General features: G+C 60.8%; 25 protein-coding genes. 4 read left to right on the forward strand and 21 right to left on the reverse strand.

Features of this window, described 5'->3' with window-relative positions:
- Positions 1-27: 27 nt before the first annotated feature.
- From PF049_00600 to PF049_00615, 4 genes are all read right to left on the reverse strand, one after another.
- A complete protein-coding gene (locus PF049_00600) occupies positions 28-252 on the reverse strand; it encodes a hypothetical protein (protein ID WBY16702.1) in 225 nt (74 codons plus the stop codon).
- A gap of 302 nt (positions 253-554) precedes the next feature.
- Complete coding sequence (locus tag PF049_00605; protein WBY16703.1) at positions 555-938, reverse strand: DUF3768 domain-containing protein; 384 nt, start codon at positions 936-938, stop codon at positions 555-557.
- Positions 935-1123, reverse strand: coding sequence for a hypothetical protein (locus tag PF049_00610; protein ID WBY16704.1), 189 nt, complete (start codon positions 1121-1123; stop codon positions 935-937). Before PF049_00610 ends, PF049_00605 begins: the two co-directional genes overlap by 4 nt.
- Positions 1124-1442: 319 nt before the next feature.
- Complete coding sequence (locus PF049_00615; GenBank protein WBY16705.1) at positions 1443-1643, reverse strand: hypothetical protein; 201 nt, start codon at positions 1641-1643, stop codon at positions 1443-1445.
- Positions 1644-1774: 131 nt separating this feature from the next.
- On the opposite strand from PF049_00615, the gene dcm reads away from it, so the two are divergent.
- Genes dcm through PF049_00630 form a run of 3 tightly spaced genes read left to right on the forward strand, consistent with a single transcriptional unit; the run spans position 1775 to position 4771 of the window.
- Complete coding sequence (gene dcm / locus PF049_00620; GenBank protein ID WBY16706.1) at positions 1775-2995, forward strand: DNA (cytosine-5-)-methyltransferase; 1221 nt, start codon at positions 1775-1777, stop codon at positions 2993-2995.
- 3 nt (positions 2996-2998) lie between these two features.
- On the forward strand, positions 2999-3451 hold the full coding sequence (locus PF049_00625) for a very short patch repair endonuclease (protein ID WBY16707.1): 453 nt from the start codon (positions 2999-3001) through the stop codon (positions 3449-3451).
- On the forward strand, positions 3452-4771 hold the full coding sequence (locus PF049_00630; GenBank protein WBY16708.1) for an MvaI/BcnI family restriction endonuclease: 1320 nt from the start codon (positions 3452-3454) through the stop codon (positions 4769-4771). It abuts the gene before it with no gap.
- Between the two features lie 16 nt (positions 4772-4787).
- On the opposite strand, the gene PF049_00635 is transcribed toward PF049_00630, so the two are convergent.
- The 6 genes from PF049_00635 to PF049_00660 form a co-directional block, all read right to left on the reverse strand.
- On the reverse strand, positions 4788-7535 hold the full coding sequence (locus PF049_00635) for a relaxase domain-containing protein (GenBank protein ID WBY16709.1): 2748 nt from the start codon (positions 7533-7535) through the stop codon (positions 4788-4790).
- A complete protein-coding gene (locus PF049_00640) occupies positions 7535-9355 on the reverse strand; it encodes a type IV secretion system DNA-binding domain-containing protein (GenBank protein WBY16710.1) in 1821 nt (606 codons plus the stop codon). The genes PF049_00635 and PF049_00640 overlap by 1 nt, the downstream gene beginning before the upstream one ends.
- Positions 9352-9723 (reverse strand): hypothetical protein, encoded by a 372-nt coding sequence (locus PF049_00645; protein WBY16711.1) that lies wholly within the window; start codon positions 9721-9723, stop codon positions 9352-9354. Before PF049_00645 ends, PF049_00640 begins: the two co-directional genes overlap by 4 nt.
- A gap of 204 nt (positions 9724-9927) precedes the next feature.
- Positions 9928-10443, reverse strand: coding sequence for a hypothetical protein (locus tag PF049_00650; GenBank protein WBY16712.1), 516 nt, complete (start codon positions 10441-10443; stop codon positions 9928-9930).
- Positions 10444-10485: 42 nt separating this feature from the next.
- Complete coding sequence (locus PF049_00655; protein WBY16713.1) at positions 10486-10677, reverse strand: AlpA family phage regulatory protein; 192 nt, start codon at positions 10675-10677, stop codon at positions 10486-10488.
- Between the two features lie 381 nt (positions 10678-11058).
- Positions 11059-11409 carry a hypothetical protein gene (locus tag PF049_00660; protein ID WBY16714.1) on the reverse strand — a complete coding sequence of 117 codons (351 nt, stop codon included), beginning with the start codon at positions 11407-11409 and terminating at the stop codon, positions 11059-11061.
- Between PF049_00660 and PF049_00665 the strand changes: the two genes are divergently transcribed.
- Positions 11392-12177, forward strand: a complete 786-nt coding sequence (locus tag PF049_00665; GenBank protein ID WBY16715.1) for a GSU2403 family nucleotidyltransferase fold protein — start codon at positions 11392-11394, stop codon at positions 12175-12177. The genes PF049_00660 and PF049_00665 overlap by 18 nt on opposite strands.
- Before the next feature lie 63 nt (positions 12178-12240).
- Here PF049_00665 and PF049_00670 read toward each other — a convergent pair whose 3' ends face one another.
- From PF049_00670 to PF049_00720, 11 genes are all read right to left on the reverse strand, one after another.
- Positions 12241-13887, reverse strand: a complete 1647-nt coding sequence (locus PF049_00670; GenBank protein WBY16716.1) for a hypothetical protein — start codon at positions 13885-13887, stop codon at positions 12241-12243.
- 609 nt (positions 13888-14496) lie between these two features.
- A complete protein-coding gene (locus PF049_00675; GenBank protein WBY16717.1) occupies positions 14497-15129 on the reverse strand; it encodes a tyrosine-type recombinase/integrase in 633 nt (210 codons plus the stop codon).
- A 153-nt stretch (positions 15130-15282) separates the two neighbouring features.
- The gene (locus tag PF049_00680; GenBank protein ID WBY16718.1) at positions 15283-16479 is read right to left on the reverse strand and encodes an endo-1,4-beta-xylanase; all 1197 of its coding nucleotides are present in this window, start codon (positions 16477-16479) and stop codon (positions 15283-15285) included.
- Positions 16445-17368 (reverse strand): hypothetical protein, encoded by a 924-nt coding sequence (locus tag PF049_00685; protein WBY16719.1) that lies wholly within the window; start codon positions 17366-17368, stop codon positions 16445-16447. Before PF049_00685 ends, PF049_00680 begins: the two co-directional genes overlap by 35 nt.
- The gene (locus tag PF049_00690) at positions 17365-19197 is read right to left on the reverse strand and encodes a glycosyltransferase (GenBank protein ID WBY16720.1); all 1833 of its coding nucleotides are present in this window, start codon (positions 19195-19197) and stop codon (positions 17365-17367) included. Before PF049_00690 ends, PF049_00685 begins: the two co-directional genes overlap by 4 nt.
- Complete coding sequence (locus PF049_00695) at positions 19194-20750, reverse strand: hypothetical protein (protein WBY16721.1); 1557 nt, start codon at positions 20748-20750, stop codon at positions 19194-19196. The genes PF049_00690 and PF049_00695 overlap by 4 nt, the downstream gene beginning before the upstream one ends.
- Position 20751: 1 nt before the next feature.
- The gene (locus PF049_00700; GenBank protein ID WBY16722.1) at positions 20752-21984 is read right to left on the reverse strand and encodes an NAD-dependent epimerase/dehydratase family protein; all 1233 of its coding nucleotides are present in this window, start codon (positions 21982-21984) and stop codon (positions 20752-20754) included.
- 9 nt (positions 21985-21993) lie between these two features.
- Positions 21994-22203: a hypothetical protein gene (locus PF049_00705; GenBank protein WBY16723.1), complete on the reverse strand. Its 210-nt coding sequence runs from the start codon at positions 22201-22203 to the stop codon at positions 21994-21996.
- Between the two features lie 538 nt (positions 22204-22741).
- On the reverse strand, positions 22742-22864 hold the full coding sequence (locus PF049_00710) for a DUF2474 domain-containing protein (GenBank protein ID WBY16724.1): 123 nt from the start codon (positions 22862-22864) through the stop codon (positions 22742-22744).
- Positions 22864-23859: a cytochrome d ubiquinol oxidase subunit II gene (cydB, locus tag PF049_00715; GenBank protein WBY17940.1), complete on the reverse strand. Its 996-nt coding sequence runs from the start codon at positions 23857-23859 to the stop codon at positions 22864-22866. The genes PF049_00710 and cydB overlap by 1 nt, the downstream gene beginning before the upstream one ends.
- Positions 23859-25304: a cytochrome ubiquinol oxidase subunit I gene (locus PF049_00720; GenBank protein ID WBY16725.1), complete on the reverse strand. Its 1446-nt coding sequence runs from the start codon at positions 25302-25304 to the stop codon at positions 23859-23861. The genes cydB and PF049_00720 overlap by 1 nt, the downstream gene beginning before the upstream one ends.
- Positions 25305-25351: the final 47 nt, after the last annotated feature.

Raw genomic sequence — 25351 nt, forward strand, 5'->3', positions numbered from 1 at the left:
CTTGTCAAAGTGCCCGAAGGCCGGGCGCTAAGCGCCCGGTTCCTTCTTCTCGTCGTCCAGCGGCGTGCGCAGAACGATCCGGCCATTTATCGGCACGACTTCCAGCTGAAGCGAGAGGCATTTTCGGTCGCGGTGGAACCATGCGGCTCCGATGCGGGTCCAGAAACCCTTGTCGCCTTTGTTGGCGACATGCCAGGCGAGGAAGTCCGGCGGATTGGTCTCCAGTGCGGGTGCGGTATTGCTGCGTGCCATGATGATTTCCTTTCGTGTCTGGTGGCTCGTTGCACCAAACAGGAAGGCCGAACGGCCAAGGTAAGGATTCATGTCCAACACGGGTGAGCGGAGCGAACCGGCGCGGGCAGGACATTGAAAGCTGACCGAGTGCGGCCAGTCGGGGTGCTCAAAACGAAGCCGACAATGAGAAGAGAATTCTCGCACGTGCTGCACCGCGCGGAACCAGACCGGACTTCCGGTCGAATCCGGTTTGCAGTTCAAGCAAGCGCCAAGAATTGGATGGGAAGCGCACCGCATTTGGCGGCACGCTGCTCGCCGCTTTAATATTCCGATGCCAGCATGATCGTCAGCACGCGCCGGGTCACGGCAGGATTGGCCGGGTCATCGCTCCCGAACCGCAAATCGCGGTCATATGCATCGATCTTCCAGAACACGGTTTCGGCAGGCCGCGCAGGTCGCGTGGTCGTCCAGCTACCTTCGTCATCCTGAAAGATCGCCCCGAAATCGCGTTCTCCGTAAGGATCGTTGTCAGGTGTGAAGGCGTCAAACGTCTCGACCAGTTCGCGCACGCGCGACTGATCTTGCTCGGGCAAGGCCCGGAACCCCTCGGTTGCCACGGCAACGCAGGCCAGGCCCATCGCCTGCCGTGCCCTATCATTGAGCCGGGCAATCCGCTCACTGCGGGAAAGAGTGCCAGCGGTCATTGCACCGCCCTCCCGCCGCGCTCACAAATATCAACCAGCTCGCCGAAATCCTCGCGCTCGCCCAGCTCCTCGGCAAGCCGACGCACTGTTACGAACGGCAAGCCGTTCTCATTGGCCAGCATCCGCAACCAGTCCTCGCGGCACTCGGCACCGCAAGCCCGGTAGTTCAAGATCAGGTCACCCATTTTCTGCCCTCCTTCGGCTGAAAGCCGCGTCCGACACGCGGCATGCGGCCTGCCTTCCGGCGAGGATGGGAGGGGGAGGGAAAACCGGAATCGATGCCCTGGCGCGGGCCAGCGGGCACAGCCCGCCACACGGGGGCGTCTATTTCCGGTTTCGGGAACGAGAGGGCAAAGCCCTTGGTGTTCCCGCCAGGGATCGCCCGGCGATCCAGAAAGCATGGCACCCTTGCAACGGCGCGAAGCCGACGGAGGTCCTGCGCGCGCGATCAGTGCGCCAGCGGGCCTCCGGCAATGAGAGAGGCAAGAGTGCCTGCGGGTTAGCTCAGGAATGCCGCGCCCTCAGGAGCGCAGAATGCGCGGGACAGAGCGCGTCCGTCAGGAATTCCCGCTCCGCTTCCAAATGCTCCTGATCGTCACCCGAACTGGCCGGGACTACAGGCCCGGTCCGCGCCAGCGGATAGAGCAGGTCGCCCGCAAGGGCAGCCCGGTAGGGCTCTACCCCCAACGCACTCTCAGCAAGCATTCAAAACCAGCTTGAAAATGCTCCACAGATTCGGCAGACAGGCGCCGAACAAATTGCGAACAAAATTGCTCGCGGGGCTTGCTATCTGGGAATAAAAACGACACCATGTCGTAAATTGTCCCAGAGGTGTCATGCTCAACGAATTTGCTGCTCTCCGCGTCCGCGCTGGTCTTTCTCTCGACGATGTTGCCCGAATGACCGGTTATAGCGTCCGGCACGTGCAACGCTGGGAAGCGGGGGACGGAAAGCCGAGAGAGGCAGCTGTCAGACTGCTCCACTCTATGGCTTCTGTTGGGCCTGTCCAGTCAGGCAGCCGGTTCAACTTCATCGATCTGTTCGCGGGGATCGGCGGCATCCGGAAGGGCTTCGATGCCATCGGCGGGCACTGTGTGTTCACCTCCGAATGGAACAAGTTCGCTCAGGAAACCTACGCTGCAAACTTCCGGGACAACCATCCCCCGCATGGCGACATCACAGCGATAGAAACTGACGAGATTCCGGATCACGATGTACTGCTGGCGGGCTTCCCGTGTCAGCCGTTCTCGATCGCCGGTGTTTCCAAAAAGAACTCGCTGGGTCGCAAGCACGGTTTCCTCGATGAAACGCAGGGTACGCTGTTCTTTGACGTAGCCCGCATCATCCGGGCAAAGCGGCCTGCGGCTTTCCTTCTGGAAAACGTGAAAAATCTCAAGAGCCATGACAAGGGGCGGACCATCGATGTCATCCTGCGAACGCTGACCGAGGAACTTGGCTACAAGGTCTGGCATCAGGTGATCGATGCGCAGCACTTTGTGCCGCAGCATCGCGAACGGATCGTGATTGTCGGCTTCCGCGAAGCCGTGCCATTCAGCTGGGACGACCTGAGACTCCCGCCCAAAGGGAGCGTCCGGCTGAACAGCATCCTTCATCCGGAAGACGGTTCGGAGAGAGCTGAGGCTCCTTACACCCTCGGTCCGGACGCTGCCGTCAACGGCAAGTACACACTGACCGACAAGCTCTGGCAGTATCTCCAGGGCTATGCGGAAAAACACAAGGCTGCGGGCAACGGCTTTGGCTTTGGCCTGGTGACGCCCGACGATGTCGCACGCACGCTTTCAGCCCGGTATTACAAGGATGGCTCGGAAATCCTTGTCAGTCAGGGGCCGAAACGCAATCCGCGACGCCTGACGCCGCGCGAATGCGCACGGCTCATGGGCTATGGCGACGACTACCGCATCCCTGTGTCTGACACGCAGGCCTACAAACAATTCGGCAACTCGGTGGCAGTGCCGGTCTTTGAGGCCGTGGCCCGCGTTATGCAGCCCCATATTCAGGCTCTGGTCGAGCCTGTCAGGGGAAGCAAAGCGGCCTGACGCATGGCCGACGTTCATGACGTTGCCACGCGCAGCCGCAACATGGCGGCGATCAGAGGTGCCAACACGAAGCCGGAACTCCAGGTCCGCCGGGCTTTGCACGCGCTCGGGCTTCGCTTCCGGCTTCATGCAAAGGAACTGCCCGGAAAGCCTGACCTCGTATTCCCGCGTCACAATGCGGTGATCTTCGTCCATGGCTGCTTCTGGCACGGGCATGATTGTCACCTCTTCAAAATGCCCGCGACACGGCAGGAATTCTGGGCGGACAAGATCGGGCGCAATACAGCCAATGATAAGAAGGCTGCCGCTGCACTTCAGGCTGATGGATGGCGCGTCGGCGTGGTCTGGGAATGCGCGCTGAAAGGCCGGACGAAGCCAGATTTTGCTGAAACTATGCAGGCACTTGCCTTGTGGGTAAGGTCGACTGAACCGTCGATCACGCTCAGGGGCAATTAATTGGCCGGATCACTCGCGCAATTGCTAGACCTCCTGCGGCATCACGGCGCGACCCGCATCTACGCAAAACGTCTCGCGCCGAACGATAACTCGAAAAACCAAGTGTATCTCGGCGGCGACTTCTCGGCTCTCAACATCATTCCGCATGGTGAGATCTACAGCGATGATACTGACGTCGCCGGGGCCGTGCGTGACCGCGCCAAGGCATCTGTCGACTTCTACTGGGCGGATGAAGACGGACTCCACCATGCCCCCAACACGGGCCTGATCCTCTATCCTAAGTATCCCGAAGTTCGCATGTCGGGCTTCCTTCTCGGCTGCAAAGCGGCACCATCGGACATCATGCGGGTAAGGGATGAAGGCCGCGTGCTGTTCGTCGGCATCACGCGCACCGGGTCAGTCGTGGCCTATGCGGTATCAGGCGATGACCCGGTGGCGGGGGAGCTGCTCGCCCGCGAATGGCCGATGATCGGCGTATTCCTCGAACTGCCCCTTACGCTTGATGATGCGAGGGACCCCCGCGAGCAGCTTCTTGACGAACTGCGCCGGATATACCGGCTGAACTGGATCGCATCGCAGAAGCTGGCCGCTGACGGCACCAAAGCGCCATATGCTGCCCGCAATGGCGGTGGCTACACGCTCGAAGCCGAACTTGGTGTCACGCCCAATGGCTATGCAGAGCCAGACTATCTGGGTTGGGAAGTGAAGCAATACGGTGTGCGCGACTTCCTGTCCTTCAAGGCGAAGTCACCGGTCACACTGATGACGCCTGAGCCTACCGGGGGCATTTACCGCACAGAGGGTGTCGATGCTTTCATGCGGCGGTTCGGATATCCCGATCAGTCCGGGAAAGCAGACCGCATCAACTTTGGTGGCCGGTACGACTGCCAGCGTAAGCACCATCTGCTGACCGGACTGCGAATGACGCTGTCGGGCTATGATGAAATCACCGGGAAGATCAGCGATCTTGATGGCGAGCTCATTCTGATCAGCGACCGGGATGAGGTCGCAGCGACCTGGAGCTTCAAGGGGATGATGGCACACTGGAACCGCAAGCATGCGCAGGCCGCCTATGTGCCCTCACTGTTCCGAACACCGCCTCCTGAATATTGCTACGGCCCACAGGTGCTCCTGTGCGAAGAGACTGACTTCCTGATGTTTCTCCAGGCGTTCGCCAGAGGGCAGGTCTACTATGATCCCGCCATAAAGTTGGTGAACGCGTCTACAATGACACCTGAGATCAAGCGCCGGAGCCAGTTTCGCGTTGCGCACAACGATCTCACCGGACTCTACAGGCGATCTGAGAAAGTCAGCCTGTAAGCTGCATTGCAGTAACTCAGCCCAGCCCGGCACCCATCGATTTCGAGGTTCCGGCGTCCGGTGTGCCCGCGGTCATGGCCGTCTGCTTCTCACCTGCGCGCTCACAGATCGCGCGAACGAGCCGGTCCTTATCGTCGGTAACGACCACGGCCTCGGCCCTGGCACGCGACAGCGCGACATAGAGCATCTTCTGGTCAACCAGATTGGTGGAGCGGCTGTCGGCGTGAATCAGGACACGCTCGGCGGTCTGGCCCTGGACGGCGTGGGCGGTCTGGACATAGGCGTGGCGTAAATGGGCATCGCGCGGATCGGAGAGATCGAGCTTCTGCTCGCGCCCATTGGCGAGCTTCACGGTTGCCCGGCCACGGTCGGAATCGATGCTGGTAATGGACCCGCCAAGGCCATTGACCCGCCCGGCCTCGCGGTCGTTGCGCGTGAACTGCACGCGGTCGCCGATGCGGAGTTCCATCGAATTGGGCTCGAACACCTCGGCTTTGCCTGCACCCCACTGCCGGGGATGCCAGTCAACCGACCTTCCATCGCGGCCTTCCAGGGCAATACGCCCGCGTTCAGGATCGAAAGCGGCGATCGCAAAGCTCTCGCCTCGGCGCACGCCCTTGGCGGCGTAGTCGCGGCTGAACCGGACAACATCGCCGAGGGCATAGCTTGCAGCCTCGCGCGCTTCGGCACGGGTCAGGCCTTTCGCTTCAAGCGCGTGGAACAGGACGGCCTCCGCTGACAGCTCGCCGCGCCCGGTCAGTTTCGTGCGGATCATGTCAGTAAGCTTGTCGCGGCCCTCGCGCGATGGCTCGATGACCAGGGTTCGCGCGCGCTCTGAGGGCGACAAAGTCAGATAGTGCCGGGCCATCGCCTCAAGGCGCTCATCTGGCGTTGCGCCTTCCATCACCTTGCCGCCGCCACGTTCAAGCGCGGCCAGAGCCTTGCCCGCATGGCCTTCGATTGAGGCCATCACGGCTTCGCGGGTCCCGGCATTGGTCTGCCGGACGACCTCGGCAAGCTTGGCGGTCGCCATGCCTGCCTGCTGCAACTGGGCGAAGGCTGCGCCAGCGCCGACCGATCCCAGCTGCTTGACGTCGCCGACCAGAACGAGCCGGGCTCCGGCCTTGTCGGCACGGGTAAAGAGTTTCGTCATATCGTGCGCCGAAAGCATCGAGGCTTCATCGACGATCCAGACGGCTTCCTTGCCTGGTCTCTTCGCCTCGGGCGCGAGCAGGTGCCGAGCCACGGTATCGCCACGCAGGCTCAGCGCCTCGCCCAGCACGGTTGCTGCCGATGCGGTTGGCGCGAGCGCAGTCACGGCAAGTCCTCCCCGCTGGGCCTCGCGAGCATAGGTTGCAAGCACGGTCGTGGTCTTGGCTGTCCCGGCATAGCCCTGGACCGCAGCGACGCGGTCACGCGAGGTGAGCAGGTCTGCGGCCGCCCGCTTCTGATCCCCGGTCCAGGCGTAGCCGGACCGGGCTGACTGCCGTGCCGCGCGCTCGATGGTCCGTGCTGCCGCCACCGGACTGGCGAGCGCTTGCTCCATGCCGCGTCCCGCCTCCTCAAGGCCCAGCATTGTGCGCTCGGTTGCGATAGCCTGCGGCGTCGTGAACCCGGCAAACTCCGCGCCCCGCCGGTCAAAGAAAGTGCGTGTGACAAGCTCGCCGCGCTTCCCGGCCTCGGCAATCGCTGCGCTGATTGGGCTGTGTCCGGCCTTGCCAAAGGCAAAGTCTCCGGCTTCGCGCGCGAGTGTGCTGGCCGAGAATACGGCCTCTCGTTCGGACAGCTTGGCTGCAGCCCAGGCCACCGCCTGCCGCGCCAGCAATTCCGGGCTGGCGGCTGCTTCGTTGCCTTTAACCCACTCTCTCGCCCTACCGATCAGCCTGTCTCGCGCTGCCTGGTCGAACCCGTGGGCATCGGCAGTCGCCCGCCAGTCGGCTCGCAAACTGCGATGATCCGCACTGGTCTTGGCCTCGCGCGTATCGAGCGCGGCGATCTGCTTTTCAGCAGCACTCGCCTCCGCGCGGCTCGTGCCGCGCTCGGCGAGCCGGGCATCGATCGCTGCGGTGCGCTGGCTCAACGCATCGATGGCCTTCTCCGGAACACCTGCGATCTCGAAGAGCGAGTCTTTGGCAACTTCGATCTTGTATCCCAGCGCGGCAACGCCGTGCACCAGTTCCTGCCGGTAGATCGCGCCAATCTCCTTTTGCAGCTGGTAAAAGGCGCGCGGCTCAAGGCTTCGCCAGTTGCCATCCTTGTCCTGCGTGGCATTGAGGATGACGCCGTGGGTATGCAACTGCGGGTCCTGCGCCCGGCTTGTGGCATGGCGGAAGGTGGCGATGGCGAGATTGCCGGTCATCTCGCGCCGGACCTCGCTGCCCTTCCTGATCCGCGTTGCTGCCATGTGCTTCTCGACATGGGCTAGCGCCACTTTCACCGCCGCGCCATGCGCCTTGATCAACCGCTTGTCTCCGGCAACCTCGGCCATGATCGACACCGACTTGGGCGCGGAGAGGGTGATGTCCCAGCCTGGCCGGTGCTCCACTTTGCCATCGCGCGTGGTGCCAAGTTGTTGCCCGGCAACGCGGCCTTCGAGCAGTTCGGCAAACTTCTCGCGATCGACCTCGCCCGACAAGCCCAGCTTTTCCGCCGCTTCGCCAAACCACTCGGACGGAGCCATGCCACCTTCGGCATAGTAGTCGTCGGCTTCGTAATAGCTGGCAGCCTGACCGGCACTCGACAGAGCCGAGACCGATGCGACCACTATACCGGTCCCGGTTTGGCGTCGGGCTCGGCGCCTTTGGCGATCTCGCTGACCCGGCTCCACAGCGTGCCTGCCGGATCGCCAGGCACGTAACCGGGCTGACGCGGCTCGCCACGCCGGGTGATATGATCTGCGGTGAGGCCAATGCGCGCAACCGGCAGTCCATCGGGAAGAAGCAAATAACCTTGATGTGGACTGAGCCTCAGTTCGCTTTCGAGCACGGCGGGGCGGAATTGCCGCTGGGTGGCGATGGTCGTGCGCGGCACCTCGCTGCCAATCGACAACGTGTCGGTAGCAACGCGCAGTTCCACCTCGCACTGACCGATGGTCTCGCTCGCCCATTTGCGCGTTTCTTGATCGACGGTTTGCAGGAACAGTTTGGTGTTGCAGCAGGCGAGCATGGCTTCGGCGATGTTCGCGCCATAGCGATTGCGCATCTGCCCGAGCGCCTGAAATGTGAGCACGATCGCTGCGCCAAACTTGCGACCTTCTGGCAAAAGCCGCGCAAGGTTCTCGACGCGAGGCAGGTCGGCCAGCTCGTCGAGCACGAACCAGATGCGGCGGTCTGGCGATGGCGACAGACCCAGTACCGCACTCGCCGCGCATTCGAGCCAGCAGGCCATGAGCGGCTTGGACGCTTCGAAGTAGTCTTCCTTGCGGGGGACAAAGATCCAGGGCTTTGCACCTTCGCACTCATCCAGCTTGGCGATGAAATCGCGGAAGGCGAAGCGGTCCTCTCCCTCATCTTCGACCTTGAGGAACTGGATCAGGTTCGCTGCCTTGGCGAGCATGAAGAGCACGCTGCCGGTGGCGCGATCGGCGTCATTGGCAAAGGTGCGGGCGGACGACGTGTGCCCCAGCCACTCCTTCAATTGCTCCTTGTCCTTGACCTGCAAGGCTTCGAGCAAAGCTTCGAGGCTGCAGTTCTTTTCCGCCCAGAGTGAACGGATCATGTTGGCGACAAGAATGCGGCTTGTTTCGAGCCAGACATCGTCATCCTGACTGCTGGTTTCCGAGACCAGCTGGCGTGCAATCCGGTCGGCGTCGGCTGGGTGCGAAATCTCGTCGAACGGTGTCCAGAAAGCACACCGCGCGTCGAAGGGATTGAGGATGATGTCGCCGCGCGCGGGGTTGTAATAGTGCGCGATGAACTCGCCCGATGTGTCATAGACCAGCGCCGCTTCGCCACGCCTTTCGATGCCATCAAGCATCTGGCGCAAGGCTGTGGTCTTCCCGCTGCCGGTGGTGCCGAGAATGGCAAAGTGACGGGTCTCGATCCGGCGCGGAACCGGGATCGGACCGATGCGCAATGCATCCCTGCCACAGAGCAATGTGGTTTGTGCGGCGACGTCCTCTTCATCCGCCACGCGGGTGCCGCCGATGACCCGGTCGGCGAGCGTATCCTTGCCCTGTTCAGACATGGTTCGCTGGAGCACCCAGACTGTGAACAGTCCTATCACAAGCCCGGTGATTGCACCGCCAGCGATCACTTTGACGACCTGCCAGAAGGTATCGATGAAGAGCGGTTCAGAGGCGAACCAAGCGGCGGACACGGTCCAGCGCTGGCCTTCCATCGCAATGTTCATCTTGATGTCGCTGCCCCCAAGGGAACCGAGCAGGGTCAGCACGTTGGCCCACGCATACTGCACCGCTGTCGTTATAGCGGGGCCATGCAGTAAGAGCTGCGGGGCGATGATTGCTCCAGTCGCTGCTGCACCAAAAGTGATCGTGGAAAAGAAGCGAAACCGTTGCTGCCATTGCGCCATGCGCACCCGCCACAGGGCATGGGCGCGGGTAACAAAATCGATGTTCGAATTCATGGCTCGATCTCCAGGGCAAGCGAGCGCTGGCGCTCGAACGCAGCGCGCGCTTCGGCTGCAATTGTCTCGTCAGATTTCTTCGTTCCCAGCGCCGCATGGCGGGCGTAAGCGTAGGCCGCGCAGGCGGTGAACAGGGTGCGGTCGAGCACCCGTTCTGCCTCGGCCAGGCGCGCCGATATCGCCCCGATCTCGCGCGCCAGTTCGGCAAGATCGGTCTCCTTGTCGGTGCCGTGAAGCATGGCGAGAAAGCCTGCTTCCACGACCCGCGCCAGCATGGCGTAGTCGCTCAGGCCCCTCCGCTTTGCGAAGTCGGCCAGCACCCGGTATTGCGACGGACTGAGGCGCACCGTTTGCGCCCGCGCGCTCATCGGACCGCTCCGATGGCGATGCTATCCGCCATCGCGAGGAATGGCGGAATTGCCCAAGTTCCGGGCAAGTGGCCTGAACGCGATGCTATCCGCATCTCCTCAAACCCGCCGAAATCCTCGATGCACATGTGCGTGGGGTGTGTATTGAAATTACGGGTCCGATACGCAGTATCGTGGCCCCATCTTTCTCCAGTCCTTATCCGGTCAATCGGCATGGACGTCTTGCTCCATGCTTGCCGTTGGAGGCGTCGCAGACAGGATCAGTCTTTGGGAGGTATCGTCCTCGTACCGGCGATCGCGAGATTGCCGACAAGGCAATTTGCGAGCGGCCATTTTAGGGTCGGTGAACCAGCGAAGCAGGGTCTGGTCGATCGCTGATCGAACGTCATCTGCGAGCCGGTTGGTCTCTTCTGGCGTGAGGTCCAGCCACCCGAATTCGGTGCGAAGCTGACTGCCAAGCGGATATCCGGTTCCGTCCCGGCCCTTGTAGACCGGGCCCTCGACTGTGAGGTCACACTCGTGCCCCACAAACCGCTCGCGGACCGGGCGTTCGTACCAGAGCCAGGGCTGCAATGTGTGGCGACGGGCGCGCCCATCGGCATTGTCTTCAACGAGCAATTCGATGAGCCGGGCCGCGCGCTCTTCTTCGTCGCTTGGAAGGCTGGCGATCAGCCAGCCATGCTTCTGCAGGGCCGCGTTGATCAAGGTAAGGATAGACATGGGGGAGATGCTTTCTGCGGGCCATTGCCCGCCTTGGATGGGTCAATAGCTGCGCAGGGGGAGGGCCTCGATCCACTCCTCGATGTCAGTGGAACGCCAGCGGATACGTCCGCCGCCAATGTCTATCGGATGAGGAAAGGCACCTCGGCGGATGCGTCGCCAGATTGTGGTCCGGCTGCGGATGCCGGTGAGGCGCATGACCTCATGGCAGGTGAGCAGTTCAGTATTCGGCATAACAGATTCCTTCGTTTCAAGGTTCTGTCACCGAAGCCGCGTTCCCCTGCGACGATGGGTTGTCCTTCAGATTGCCGTTGCGGAATGTGCGATCAGATATTCAACTCAGCGACACCAGGCTGCGGTGACGTGATTGAGGCTATGTGGATCGCAATCATGTAGGAAAGAACAAAAAGGGATCAAAATTGGTTCCATTGCGCCGATGGAACGATGTGAGACCATTTGGGGCCTTGCGAGACCTGAAAATTTTTTTGCTTCAAAAGTGGCAAGCGAGGCAGACTTGCTCAGCAAGAGCATTTTCGACCGGATTCTGCGCCTGAGCGGCGTGATTTCGCGCGCCAGCTGCCGGATTCTGCGCGAATCGCATTGCCACTGATCATGTTAGCTAAACAGGCGTTCGCTTTGCACGTTGCTGTGGACATGCAAAGAAAACGCAGAAATCTTTACACGTTGCCCCGGCTCGGGCGGATTTATCCCGCGTTTATTGAAAAATGGCGATTTGTGGGATAAACCGCATCGATGGCGGTTATCCAACCTTTCTCTGCCGAGCAGGAACGCGCGCTCATCAACATGCGCCAGCGCTATGATGCGTGGATCGAAGCCGAGCGCGAACTCTATTCCATGCCTTACGACCTGAGGTGCAAGAAAGTCGGCGATTACGAGTATCTTTACGAGATCTTCGATCGCAGCGGGAACGGGAAAAGTCTCGGTGCCTTGGACGATGAAAAGCAAACCCAGCTGGAAGAATACAAGGCTGCAAAGATTGCTTTGAAGGAGCGTCGGGACGGTGCGAAGGACGCTCTTGGCGAAAGCAGCCGGATTGCCCGTGCGCTGCGCTTGCCGCTCCTCTCGGCGGACGCAGGTCCTATCCTTCGAGAGGCAGACAGACGCTCCCTACTTGGCAGCCACCTGCTTGTGGTCGGCACAAACGCGATGGCCGCTTACTCGCTCGAAGCGGCGGGAACTTTCCGAGACGTGCCGGACGAAACAGAGGACTTTGATCTCGCTTGGGCGGCTGACGAACCGGAATACGGAACGCAGCTTTGGGACATGCTCAAAGCGGTTGACCCGACTTTCACGATCAATACCGAACGGGAATTTCAGGCGCGCAATGCCAAGGCCTATGAAGTCGAATTGCTGGTCGCGCCATCGCGTGTTGAAACGCTCGCCGGAAAGGATCGGCCACGACCCGTTCCTCTACCCGAACAGGAATGGCTCTTGCCCGGTCGGCGGGTGGACCAGGTCGTTCCTTGCCGCGATGGCACTCCGGCTCGAATAGTCGCGCCTGACCCGCGGTGGTTTGCCCTTCACAAGCTCTGGCTTGGTGCGCAGGCAAAGCGGGACCCGCTCAAACGCCGCAAGGATTTGGTGCAGGGCGCTGCGTTGCTCGACGCAATATCTGAGGCAATGCCGCACTACCCGCTAGACGAAGAGTTCTTGGAAGGTCTGCCTAGCGAATTGATGCCCTATTGGCTCGAATGGAGGCAGCATAAGACATAGCTGTCGAAACCTGCCAAATTGACTAATTGATGTTGTTCTCGCCGACCCCACGCTATCTTACTACTACATATCTCCGGCCTGATGCTCATCATTTTCATTCAGTTGGACCCGTAATTTCAGGATCTTTGCCTCAAAGGGTTCTGTGTATTGATCAATGATCGCAGTGCCGTGGAAATATTCGGTATTGTACCATCGGCGATGCTTCGAGACGGCGTCGAGTACGAAGCGATAGGCTAATTGACGCTCTTGGTCGGAGAACCCTGCCGAGACCATTTCGGTCGTTGGCATCCAGTCGTAAAGGTACCGACACTCATCCAAGATCGTCAGATCCATGAACATAGGAGTGTCCTTCGCTTGGTATCGCCACCTTCGTGTCATTTCGACATTCACGTGATATGGCACGGCGATCTGCCGGAACAGCAACTCAACAATTTGATGCTCAAGCATGAGGTCGCAGAATTGATAGTAATCTCTGAAATCATAGTCTAGAATCGTTTTGTAGAGCGCTTCCGATAGAAATCTCTCTTGGCTGGAGCCGCCTAGCATCGAAAATGTCATCTCACAGGTATTTGCGATCAGATCATTTTTGTTCCCGTCGATGCGAAGCTGAGACAAAAACGTTTCAGCCAACGAGGCGAAACTTGGATCAGCATTTACCCACTGGGGATAGTTGTCATCCTTCGCATTGGTCTTTTTATCCAAAGCGGCAAAGGCCCACAGGACCGGATACTGCCCAGCATCAATTATCACGTCGCCCCCGGTGCTCATCTCATCATCCTGAAAATGAAAAGCTGATGCCGTGAGCTCAGTGCTGTCCTTGGGTAATAGGGGTCTGAAAAAGTTGCTATAAATCCGATTTTTCTTCGGAAAGCGATTGTATGGAGAGATGAAGCTTGCATGATCCATCAGCAAGCGAGTGACGAACTGACCATAATAATCTTCGAGGTCGCCCGTGACCACCTCCAACCATTCGTCAAATTCCATCCCGTTAGGGATTGGCCCCTCAGGGGTATTATCACCATCGCCTTCAAGGAACTCCTTTGGATAAAGATAACAGGCAACCAGCTTAGCTAAGAGCGCACGTCCCAGAGCATCACCAGCTTCGGTGGGCAAGGAAACATTGGTGATTAGAGCCCCGGGGGAATTTAGCGCGTGGCGCGCGAGCACGCGAGTAACTGCAAGTAGAGTTTTTTGCTTCTTATTACGACTTGGCAGAGGGCCACAGAAGTCCAGATAGATAATGTCAAAACGCATCGGAGAGGCCTCAAGAAAGACATCGATGCCTCCTTTAATCACCTTGATGAAAGGAAATTCTGACCCTAGCGCCGACTCTACTGCTTGGTCATGCAACGTCGCATCCGACTCGAAGGCCCAGATATTTTCAGGCAATATCCCAGCCGCACAAAATACGCGGAGGTCATTTTCTGGATTCGGACCACAGAGATAAGCCACCTTTAGGCTAGACGCTTCCTTACTCTGGGCAATGGAATCGTAAAATGCTTCCCAGCGATCGATTGTCTCGTCTTTTAGATGTTCTGCCGCATAAGCATCATAACTACCCCTGCCGACGAGTTCATCACGCACCTCTCGCACATACGATCGACGGCACAAGGTAGCTTGGTTGCGATCAGAGGTAAGCGTTCTGATCGCGCTAGAAATTACCTCTTGTCGCGCGACGAGTTTCACTGGCTCTGAGTATTCTGCCGACATTTTCCACTCCTACTGCCTCGATCACAAATTTCCACCTCGGCGGATGCAAATTGGTATGGACTGCAAATGCACAACAGCCCTCGTGCGCATTCACGCAAAAGAGTAGTTAACTGCCGAATTGGCACTTGCCTCTTGGAAAGTAGGGGGAGACAATCTCACCACTGCCGTTACGCGTGATGATTGAAGCCAAACCCTGCGGCTTTTCAGCCGAGGCATGCTATGAAATATGCTCGTAGCAGAGGTCGAAAACTCCAGATTTCGGGAACCGAACCTTCTGAAGGGATGAAAAATTGGGGGCTCTAGTGGGGGCCCTTTTTGAGGCCCCCATGGTCATTTTGCCGCAGAATTCTGCCATTGCTGTTCCCCTTTGAGTCCTCTTCTGGGCACCATTTTTCACTCAAGGATAGAAACGCGCATATCCAGGACGGCAAATCGAACAAAGCTGGGCACCTTTGTCAGATTCTGGGCCGCAAGCTGTCCGTCCGGTTCCCGGCTCCGGAAGCGCAGAAACTGCCGTCTACTATATAAGGCTTTATCCTCACTGGACTTAACTGTTTTGTCGCATCCGGGAGCGATCGACCCTACGGGACGGTCGACCGCTGAGTGGCTTTAGATTTCCGTCCGTTCGGCCAGCAGCAGGGCGTCTTCAACATCAACGCCGAGGTAACGGACCGTATTCTCGATCCTGGTGTGGCCAAGTAGGATCTGGATAGCTCGGATGTTGCCAGTGGCGCGGTAGATCATCGCTGCCTTTGGTCGCCGTAGCGAGTGGGTGCCATACTCGGCCTTGCGTAGTCCGATCGCGCTCACCCATTCGTCGACCAGACGTGCATACTGTCGCGTGCCCAAGTGGTCATTTTGGTCGACTCGGCTCGGAAAAAGATAGTCGTCTGTCGAGCCGCCTCGGCGTTCCAGCCACGCTAGTAGCGTGGCTCGCACATCGGCAGTGAGTTCGAACTGCACCGGCCGGTTGGTCTTTTGCTGGATGACAGTGGCCCGATTGCAAGTATCAGCACCTGTTACAACATCACCGATCTTGATCTTCACCAGGTCGCAACCGCGCAGCTTGCTGTCGATGGCGAGATCGAAAAGAGCCTTGTCGCTCAAGCGTCCATCGCGACCGAGATGAAAGCGGATCGTCCAAATTTGCTTCTGGGTCAGCGGACGCTTCGTGCCTGCATTCTTACCAGCGTTCCATGCTGGACGATGGCGCGGTGTCGTATCAAATCGTGAGTGTCCCATGTTCGTTCTTCGTGGTCAGTATGACCGCAAATCAAACGCAAAACTGGGCAATCGGTGATGGAAAAATATCGAAAGCTGATGGGATTCCACACGTCGTCGTTACGATCAGTTCCTATCTGAGCGTCCCCAGAAATGTGCGCTGGGTAATGGCAGCTAAGCAGAACCGGTAGACCCCACCGGTCGTTGGCTAACTCGCAGTGGGGCATGGCGCAAGGCGTTCGCCATCGCGAAGTAGAGTAGCTTGGGCCGCAACGTCTCATCGAACGGATGGCCGCGCATCGCGCGGCCGTCATCGCGACGACGCCAGTCGGGATAGCTCGGGCGGTTCATATAGCTAGGGCCGTCGCTAAGAGACCACACCAGCAGCTGGCGGACGCTCGGAAAGTCCAGCGTGAGATCGAGATATCCCTTGGCGTGCGCGGCGGTCTCGCGATCCCGAATGGCCCGTTCGGACGTCTCGACATTGCGGTCGCTGCAATCGAACTCGGTCAGATGTATGTCGAGCCCCAGGCCTTGTACTTCCCCGAGGAAATCGCGCCACGCGCGTTCGTTACGCAGTTCGCCCAGTGTCTTGCCGATGTGGCTTTGGATGCCGAGCGCGTGGATCGGAACGCCCCGTGCCAGCGCACCTTCGAGCAATCGCAATACGCCATTGCGGTGTGTGCCGTTGGCTTCCCACCCCATGGTGTCGTTGTAGACCAGCTGCGCTTCGGGATGCTTTTCGTGCAGGATGCGGAATGCGATGTCGAAAAAGCGCGAGCCGAGGATGCGCGTGAAAGGCGTTTCACGCATCCGCCCGGTCGCCGGATCGATCGCTTCGTTGATCGCGTCCCAATGACTGATCTGCGGGAAGAGGCGCGCGAGTCGTGCGCCATGTCGCCACATGTGCCGGGTCAGTCGCCGATAGTCGCGCCGGTCCAGCGAGCGTGCGCTATCCACAAGCCACGGCGGCATCCGTTCAGTATGATTCCAGAGAAAGCAATGCCCGCGCAGTTGCATGTCGACGCGCCTCGCGAACGCGGCGATCCACTCGGCCTCGTCCTGCTCAACGTTGCGTGGGCGCGGTTCGAGATATTTCCACTTGAACGCGTTTTCGCCGACCAGCATCGCGCAATGGCGCTTGACCAGTTCGGCATAGGCGGGATCTCTAAGAGCGGTTCGCGATACCGCGCTTCCGAAGGTTAAGCCTTTGCGTCCGGCCAGTTCGGCGAGGGATGGAATGACCCGCTGCGATGCCGCGAGACTTGGGCCCGGCATGGCCAGCGTCAGGCTGCCGGCGATGGATTGGAGAAAGCGTCTGCGCTTCATCGAATGGCTAATCGGGAACGTAGCGCACGCCCAGTTGGCCAATGAAGCCCGAATAGTCGCGTGTCGGAATGTTCGAAGCGTTGTCCCGATACCCGCCCTCCGCGAACAGCGCGATGCCGCTGTCCAGCAAGTATTCCACGCCCAGCGTCGCCTGCACGTCGGTATCTTCTCGTGCGAACGGATAGAGGCCTGAGAACGGATCTTCATAATCACGCTGGATCAACGCGAAGGTCCCGCGCCCGGTGAATCGCCCACCCAGCGGCGTGCGCCCACTCAGCCTGACGCCGTAGCCATCGTAGGAAAACCTATCGTCATCTGCGTCGTGAAAATCGCCCAGCGCCGTAATGGACAGATACGTTGCACCATTGCCGGGCCGCCACGCATGGCGCAATTCCAGCAGCCATTCGGATTGGTCGTAACCGACGAAGCGCCTTTCGGTCTGGTTGCGATAGCCATAACGCACGCGCCCGATCGTCGTGTTGGTCGGCGACCAGCGGCGCACCAGTTGCACGTCGGCGCGCGGGCGATCGTAGACCCGACCTTCATCGCCCAGTACATATTCATAGGACGCGCCGAGCCGCAGGCGCCAATCGCGATCCCCGGTCAGCGCGATCTCCTGCAGCACGCCTGTCTCCAAGCGGTAGCGGTTGTAGAGGCTTTCTTCGGGGAACACTTCGATCCCCGCTCCGAAATCGATCAGCGTATCGCCGAGCTCGTAACCGATGCGGACACCGCCTCTCGCGACGGTTTCGATACGATCCTGCACCGCAGTGATATCGACGACGTCGGGCGGCACGACGTCGCGACCGATCGCCGCGCTGGCCTCGATCCGCGGCCCGTCGCCATCGCCCGACTCCGGATCCTGCGCCGTGGCGGGACAGCCCACGAAGGCCATCGCGAGCAATGCCGTCGGTGAAATCAGGGCTTTCATGCCTGTCCTTTCAGGCGCCACATCATGCGGCGCCGTTCGCGGTGTTCGAGCGTATTGCGCCCGGGAGTGACGACAATGCTGAGCATCGATTCCAAGGTATAGTAAGCGCGTAGAAGGCGGAACAGGATATATTCCGGCAGAGCGAGAAGGGCCGATGGTTTGCGATTGAGTAGGGCAGCGGTGGCAGCAACCATGGCAGGAGCACCCACGAGGACCGCCGCGATCGCCTGCCAGACGAGCAGGTTATCGGCATTGGCGAAAAGCAACTCGCCGATCCCGAACAGCACGATCGGCACCATCATCGCCCGCCGAGCGGAGTTCAGCAGCATATAGGGCAGCACCAGCTTGCCGCGAATGCTTCCGCGCGAGGAGAAGACGAGATCGCGCGCTCTTGCCGATACGTGGTAGACCGAGCGGAACCAGCGCATGCGCTGCTCGCGCATATGCGAGAACGTCGCGGGGACTTCGGAAACATAGCGCACGCGGTGGTCGATCATCGCATGATAGCCCAGCTCGCCGATACGCAGCGACATATCGGTATCCTCACCGTTCATTCCCGCTGCGAAGGAGCCCACCTGGCGCAGCGCCTCCGCGCGATAGATCACGAACATGCCCGGCACGCCGACGAGGCCGTAGATCGCGCTCAGGGCCGGCGAGTAATAGCCGTGCTTGACCAGCACCTCGACCAGTCGCGCGCGATCGAACAGCCCGCCGCCCGGTGGCAATGGCACGCCGCCGACCACGCCGATCGGTGCGTCCGCGAAGTTCTGCATCGCCAGCCGCAGATTGTCGGGACCGACCAGCGTATCGGCATCGATCCTCACGACGAACTCATTCTTCGCTTCGGCGATACCGCGGTTCAGCGCATTGGCTTTACCTGGCTCCGGAACACTGACGACCCGGCCGTCGAGCGCTTGCGCTTGTGCGAGCGCATCGCGCGCGACATCCGGGGTATCGTCCTTCGAGCCGTTGTCGAGCACCAGCACTTCGACATTCTCCGGATAGTCCAGCGCCGCACGGTCGAGATAGGCGATCGTCGCACCGATCACATGTGCTTCGTTGAACGCTGGGACAATCACGGAAAGGGGCGCAGCGAAGCGCTCGCGCGCGACAATTCGGCGCTCGATCACCGCGATCGCGTAGAGCTGCACGAACAGCAGCGGGAGGAACAGGATCACGCCCGGCCCGATACCGCCGAGCAGGGTCAATTGGCGGAGCTGCTCGATCACGGCGAGATTGGATGTGCCGACGAGCAGCGCGAGGACCGCCGCGATCGCCGTGGTCAACCCGAGCCGTAGCAGGGCCCGCCGGAAATCGTGAGTGCCTGCTTTCACCGGCACGCCCTCCGGCATGACGCCCCGTTCCATCAGGAGTAGCGAGAAGATCGCGAAACCCGCCAGCCCCGCCATGATCTGCACTACGCTGAGCGGGTAGGGCTCACCCGCGATCGAGAGGAATCCGGCGTTAAGCGTGTCGAGCACGGCGCATACCGCGATGAAGCGCAGGCTGGCATCGAGCCACAACAGGGCGCGCGCTTTCGGACTGCCAGCGGCAAACAGGGCGAAGGCGGCGAAGAAGGACAGGATATAGACCCTCACCGCGATCGAATGCTCGCCCGCATAGGGCGCGAAGACATAGTCGCCTGCCGGAAACGCGCCGCTCCATCCACCGATATCGAAGGCTTCGAGCTGGACCACCGCGAGAAGGGTGAAGACAAGCAGCAGCATCGGCGCGCGCCAGCGCGGCACGAAGGCGGAAAGACCCGTCGGTCTGCTGTCGACCGAGCGAAAGGCGAAGCCCGTGCGAGGGACATCGCTGGCGGGGCTCATGGGTTGGCCGCTGATGCGCCGCCCTGTTGCGCGCTCGCCATTGGGCCGACACCTTCGATCAACAGGGCCACACGCCCTGCCTCTCTCGCATTGGCGGAAGTTGCAGGCCGGGCGACGATCCCACCGGCCTCTCCCTGCTGCCGATAGACCAGCCAGCGATTGCCGGCAGGTCGGCCGCGCGGAAACTGCGCGGCGAGATCGCCGACCATCACGCGGATCGCCATGTCGCCTTCGCCGGTCACGAAATGGATCCTGCGCGGATTGAGGCTCGCGAGCAGCCGGACGCTGCGCTCCGCCTCGCCCGGCGACATCGATTGACCCCAAAGCGCCACTCGCTCGGAACCGGCGAGTTGCGCAGCGATACCGGGCAACGACCGTTCCAGGTTCAGGCCCGGCCCGGCCAATCTCGTTTCTGGCAGCAATTCCGCGAAACTCGGCGTCACGGTGCCGCAGCGCACTTCTTCCTCGGCGGAGGAGATGGCGATCTCGACACGGTTCTCCGGCCCCTGGATTTCGGCGGGGATCGGCACGGACGCGATGAAGTTTTCGTCCGCGCCCGGCAGGTTGCGAGTGAGCAAGAGGCGATCATTGACCATCACTGCCAGGTCATGCCGCCGCTCCTCGCTCGACGGACCGTATCGCATCGTCAGTTCGAGCGTGGACGGCAGCGTGCCGCGCGAAGTCGTTGCGACGCCGTAGTCGAAGCGCCACGAACTGTAGCGATCGAACCGCCGGACGCCCGCATTGGAGACATCGCCCGTGAGCGACACCGGCCACTGCGCTGTAGTTTCCGAAGGTGCCAAGGGCGCCTCGCGGGCGATCTCGGACAGATCCCCGCTACTCAATCCGGTGTTGTCGAGCGTGAAATCGTATCCCTTGTCGACCAGCCGCGCGAGATTGACGAGGCTTCGCAAGTCGATCCCGTCCGCCGGCCAGGCACCGTCCACCCGCCCGCCATGAATGGCAATGCGATCCCGCAAGCTGGCGTCGGCGGACCCGAGTGCGAGCGCGAGACCGGTTTCCGGTTCGACCTCGACCACTGCCGCGATGGCATCATCGGGCGTGCATTCCGCAATGGGACCACGGCCCTGCAGGCTGAGCCCGATCTGCAGGTCTTCCCCGACCAGGTCCGTTGAAGCGAGTTGGACCTGCATGCTCTCGCGGTTGCGTCCTTCGTCGAGCAGCAACTCGCCACGCTTCTCGCCATTGATGCTGACCCGCAGCACACCTTCCACGCCCTCGGCCACACGCGTTGTGACGGCGAGCCGGTATTCCCCGGCAATGGCCTTTGCATCGATCGGGAGCATGAATGTCTGGGTGGCGTAGGACGGCAGGCCGGAGAGGATCAGGGCCTCCTCGCGATAGACGGGAATGGCGAATACCTCGTCACCATCGGCATCCACGAATTGCGACGACAACCTTCGCGTATCCTCGAAAACCGTCGTTTCGCGCCGTTCCAGCCCCTCGTCATCCGCATCAAAGCCCTGCCGGCCGAACACGAACAGGGCACCAAGCAGGAGGAAGGTGACGATCCCTATGGCGAGCAGTCGCACTTCAGCCCTCCACCTCGAGCATTGCCGATATTTGCTCTCGATCGTCCCGAATGGCCTCTGCGCGTTCTGCCGACCACGCACTGCGGGCCGGAATGTGCACCAGGTCGATCCGATCGGAAAACCGGCGCGAAATCTCCAGGGTTTCCTGTGCAAGCCCCTCGGACAGCGTGATCGGGTCTAGGCCCATGCGCAGAAGCGAGGCGTTGCTCACCTTCAGATCGTTCTCGTCCGCCTCGGCGCGCGGGTTCGTAACATTCGTGATCTCGGCGCCGGTGATCCGGGCGACCAACTCGGCGAGTTCGCGCACGCGGAGCGTCTCGGTCGCCTGGTTGATGATCCGGGTGCGCTCGCCGCGCGCCGGCGGATCGGACAGGGCGAGCGCAACCGACCGCACCGTGTCCTGGATATTGATGAAGGCGCGCGTTTGCCCGCCCGTGCCGTGCACGGTCAGCGGATGGCCCACCGCCGCCTGCACAAGAAAACGGTTCAATACGGTACCGTATTCGCCATCGTAATCGAAACGATTGATGAGTCTGGGATCGCGGCGCGTCTCCTCGGTCTGCGTCCCCCATACGATGCCCTGGTGCAGGTCGGTGATCCGCAGCTCGTCGTTCTGAGCGTAGAACTGGAACAACAATTGATCGATCGATTTCGTCATGTGATAGACGCTGCCGGGCTTGGTCGGGTAGAGGATCTCGCGCGGCTGAGAGTTGCCCTCGTCGTCGCGGATCTCGACATCGAGATAGCCTTCGGGAAGTGTGAAGCCGGCCCCGGAATAGCCATAGACACCCATAGTGCCCAAGTGGACGAGATGTGCGTCCAAGCCAAGTTCGACCAGCGCGACCAGCAGGTTGTGCGTGGCATTGACGTTGTTGTCGACCGTGTAGCGTTTCTCTTCGGGCCCACGCATCGAGTAGGGCGCGGCGCGCTGCTCGGCGAAATGGACGATGGCTTCTGGGCGCAGACGATCCAGCAATTGCGTCAGCTCGACTGGCGATCCGGCGATATCGATATTCTCGAACTCGATGCTGTTACCGGAAACCTCCTTCCAGGCCGCGACACGCTCTTCGATATTGGCGATCGGGGTCAGGCTTTGGACGCCCAACTGCGCGTCAATGGCGCGGCGGCTCAGATTGTCGACGATTACCACGGGGCGGCCCGCGGCTGACAGATGCAGTGCCGTCGGCCAACCGCAGAAGCCGTCTCCACCAAGAATTATCGTTGGTGCGATCATATGTAACTCTCACTTCGGAAACTTCGCTTGTTGCCATAGCAGAAGGCAGTTGCGTGTTGTATTCAATTCCATACCTGATTTTTCGCAGAGCCATCCAATCCTTTCGACGATACGCACGAAATGCACGGTCTGACGAAAGGCCGCAGATTCAGCGAATGCCTTTTCGCGCGAAATTGATGCCGATTGACCTGCTAGTTCGGCTTCAATGGTTTCGGCCAAGCAACATTTCGCTGCTGTTGGCCGGCGCCGATAGGCCGCATTGACCAAGACAGCAATTTGGCACGGAATTCCGGGTTGCCGCTGGGCGCTGGAAACTTAATCTTGCGGGCGTTCCGGGTGCAGAGCCTTGCAACTTCTCCGAGTTTGTTTCGCATTGAATATCGCAGCCAATCGATCCATTCGTCGAAGCTTCCGGACCGTTAACCAAATCCCAAGCAGAAACGGCGGCGACGCGACAACTAGAGGCCTTCGGGTTTTCCCTCTATCGAACTGCTCAGTTGCGTTTGCTGGGCCAAGGGCGGAATGGCCGTTTTCGGGTCACGCGGACGAGATGTCGAATGACCGGTAGTGAGGCGCAAAGTTGATATCAACGAGGCAATTTCACGAACATTCTCCAATAATTTGAGTGCCCATTTTCGTCCTCTATGGGGCACCATTAGACTGTTTCCTGACAGCCGCCCAAGGCATCACCAAACACGAGGGAATCGGCAACTTCCGCGGTCTCGAACGGCGACGGCAACGTCCGCCACAGCGTCCTTCAAACCTTCAGCCAGGCCCTGATTACGGAAGCGACGAGGCCGAGTGCTGTCACGCTTGCCAGCCAGATCCCCGCCATCCAGGCCAGCTTTTGCCACAGGGGCCGTTCTTCGGCTTCGGACATCAGTGGTATCCCTCGTCGCCGACCTTCCCGCGGAACACCCAGTACGCCCAGGCCGTGTAGGCGATGATCAGCGGCATGGTGATCGCAACGCCCACCAGCATGAAGACCTGGCTGCGTTCGGGGGCGGCGGCATCCCAGATGGTGAGGCCCGGCGGCACGACATAGGGCCACATCGTCACGCCCAGCCCCGCCATGCCGAAGAAGAACAGCGCGATGCCGAGCCAGAAGGGCTTGCTGTGCCGTTCCACCGACAGGGCGCGCAGCAGGGCAAGGGCGATGATCGCGGTCAGGATCGGAACGGGCGCAGCGAAGTAAATCTCGGGCGCGGTCAGCCAGCGCTCTGCATATTCGGGGTTGAGGAAGACGTTGTAGAGGCTGACCCCGCCCATCAGGACCAGCGTCGCCCATGCCGCCCGCTTGCCCAGGCGCCGCGCATGGTGCTGGCTGTCGCCCTCCAGCTTCCACACCAGCCATGTCGCACCGAGCAGTGCGTAGCCTGCAACCGTGCCGAGCCCGGTGAGCAGGGTGTAGGGCGTGAGCCAGTCGAACCAGCTGCCGGCATAGGACCGGTCGACCACTTCAATGCCTTGCAGCAGCGCGCCCAGTGTCATGCCCTGCGCCATCGCCGCGACGAGCGATCCGCCGGTAAAGGCCGCGTCCCAGTATCTGCGGTGCCCCGGATCGCGCCAGCGGTATTCGAAGGCAACGCCGCGGAACACCAGCCCCAGCAGCATCGCGATGATGAGCGGGTATGTCGCGGGAAGGATGACCGCATAGGCCAGCGGGAAAGCGGCGAACAGGCCGCCTCCGCCCAGCACCAGCCATGTCTCGTTCCCGTCCCAGACCGGCGCGATGGAATTCATCGCCCGGTCGCGTTCCGGCCCGACGGCGAAGGTGGGGAACAGGATGCCGATCCCCAGGTCGAACCCGTCCATCACGACATAGGCGAAGACGGCAAAGGCGATGATGAACGCCCAGATCACGGTCAGGTCCATCACTCCGCCTCCTTCTTCGATGCCGGCAGGGTGTCGTCGTCGCCCGGGTTCTGCGTCGGGCCGGGCGTGATGCCGGCGGTCCGGATCGGCCCCTTGTCGCCGCGCTTGACCCCGGTTTCGCCGGCATGGGGCGGTTTGTGCATCAAGTGGAGGATGTACCACACGCCCGCGCCGAAGACCGCGAAATAGACCAGCACGAATGCCACCAGCGACGCAGCGACCGCGGGGGCGTCCAGCGGGCTCGCGGCGTCGGCCGTGCGCAGGAGGTTGTAGATGACATAGGGCTGGCGGCCGACCTCGGTCGTGATCCAGCCGGCCAGCACGGCCACGAACCCGCTGGGGGCCATGACCAGCGCCGCGCGGTGCAGCATCGGCCAGTCATAAAGTTTCTTGCGTGATCTTGCGAGGAGGCTCCACATCCCCAGACCCAGCATGGCGAACCCGATGCCGACCATGACGCGGAACGACCAGAAGACGATGCCGACGGGCGGTTCCTCGTCATCGGGAATGGTGTCCAGCCCGGCCATCGGCGCATCAAGGTCGTGCTTCAGGATCAGGGACGATGCCTTGGGTATCTCGATCGCGTAATCGACCCGCTTTTCCTTGCTGTTGGGAATGCCGAACAGGATCAGCGGCGCGCCATCCGGATGGCTGTCGAAATGCCCTTCCATCGCCATCACCTTCTGCGGCTGGTGCTCCAGCGTGTTGAGGCCGTGCATGTCGCCTGCAAAGATCTGGATAGGCGCGACGATGGCGGCCATCCACATGGCCATGGAGAACATCTTGCGCGCGTGGAGGTTGGCCCGGTCCTTCAGCAGGTGCCAGGCCCCCACCCCGCCCACCACGAACGCCGTCGTGAGGTAGGCAGCGATGACCGTGTGCACGAGCCGGTAGGGGAAGCTGGGATTGAAGACGATGTCCCACCAGCTGTCGCCCGGCAGGTATTGCCCGTTCGCGCCGATCTCGTATCCGACCGGCGTCTGCATCCAGCTGTTCACCGACAGGATCCAGAAGGCGCTGATGAAGGTTCCGATGGCCACCATCAGCGTGGCGGCGAAGTGCAATTTCCTGCCGACCCTGTTCATGCCGAACAGCATCACGCCCAGGAAGCCCGCTTCCAGGAAGAATGCGGTCAGGACCTCGTACGCCATCAACGGCCCGATGACCGGCCCGGCGATGTCGGAGAAGACCGACCAGTTGGTCCCGAACTGGTAGCTCATCACGATCCCGCTCACCACGCCCATGGCGAAGGCGATGGCAAAGATTTTCAGCCAGTATTTGAACAGGTCGAGATAAAGCTGCCTGCCGGTCTTCAGCCACAGCCCCTCCAGCACCGCCAGGTAGCTGGCGAGGCCGATGGAGAAGGCCGGAAATATGAAGTGGAAGCTCACGGTAAACGCGAACTGGATGCGGGCCAGCAGCAGGGCGTCTAGCTGTTCGAACATGGGTTTGTCATAAGCCTTTCGAGTGTAGGCGGCGATGTCGTTTTTCG

Source organism: Erythrobacteraceae bacterium WH01K, from assembly GCA_027941995.1.
Classification (GTDB): Bacteria; Pseudomonadota; Alphaproteobacteria; order Sphingomonadales; family Sphingomonadaceae; genus CAJXSN01.

Bases quoted from the DNA above. Each gene is read 5' to 3' on its own strand.
- PF049_00600 (WBY16702.1), bottom strand. From the start codon at position 252: ATGGCACGCAGCAATACCGCACCCGCACTGGAGACCAATCCGCCGGAC.
- PF049_00605 (WBY16703.1), bottom strand. From the start codon at position 938: ATGACCGCTGGCACTCTTTCCCGCAGTGAGCGGATTGCCCGGCTCAAT.
- PF049_00610 (WBY16704.1), bottom strand. From the start codon at position 1,123: ATGGGTGACCTGATCTTGAACTACCGGGCTTGCGGTGCCGAGTGCCGC.
- PF049_00615 (WBY16705.1), bottom strand. From the start codon at position 1,643: ATGCTTGCTGAGAGTGCGTTGGGGGTAGAGCCCTACCGGGCTGCCCTT.
- dcm (WBY16706.1), top strand. From the start codon at position 1,775: ATGCTCAACGAATTTGCTGCTCTCCGCGTCCGCGCTGGTCTTTCTCTC.
- PF049_00625 (WBY16707.1), top strand. From the start codon at position 2,999: ATGGCCGACGTTCATGACGTTGCCACGCGCAGCCGCAACATGGCGGCG.
- PF049_00640 (WBY16710.1), bottom strand. From the start codon at position 9,355: ATGAATTCGAACATCGATTTTGTTACCCGCGCCCATGCCCTGTGGCGG.
- PF049_00645 (WBY16711.1), bottom strand. From the start codon at position 9,723: ATGAGCGCGCGGGCGCAAACGGTGCGCCTCAGTCCGTCGCAATACCGG.
- PF049_00650 (WBY16712.1), bottom strand. From the start codon at position 10,443: ATGTCTATCCTTACCTTGATCAACGCGGCCCTGCAGAAGCATGGCTGG.
- PF049_00655 (WBY16713.1), bottom strand. From the start codon at position 10,677: ATGCCGAATACTGAACTGCTCACCTGCCATGAGGTCATGCGCCTCACC.
- PF049_00670 (WBY16716.1), bottom strand. From the start codon at position 13,887: ATGTCGGCAGAATACTCAGAGCCAGTGAAACTCGTCGCGCGACAAGAG.
- PF049_00675 (WBY16717.1), bottom strand. From the start codon at position 15,129: ATGGGACACTCACGATTTGATACGACACCGCGCCATCGTCCAGCATGG.
- PF049_00685 (WBY16719.1), bottom strand. From the start codon at position 17,368: ATGAAAGCCCTGATTTCACCGACGGCATTGCTCGCGATGGCCTTCGTG.
- PF049_00690 (WBY16720.1), bottom strand. From the start codon at position 19,197: ATGAGCCCCGCCAGCGATGTCCCTCGCACGGGCTTCGCCTTTCGCTCG.
- PF049_00700 (WBY16722.1), bottom strand. From the start codon at position 21,984: ATGATCGCACCAACGATAATTCTTGGTGGAGACGGCTTCTGCGGTTGG.
- PF049_00710 (WBY16724.1), bottom strand. From the start codon at position 22,864: ATGTCCGAAGCCGAAGAACGGCCCCTGTGGCAAAAGCTGGCCTGGATG.
- cydB (WBY17940.1), bottom strand. From the start codon at position 23,859: ATGGACCTGACCGTGATCTGGGCGTTCATCATCGCCTTTGCCGTCTTC.
- PF049_00720 (WBY16725.1), bottom strand. From the start codon at position 25,304: ATGTTCGAACAGCTAGACGCCCTGCTGCTGGCCCGCATCCAGTTCGCG.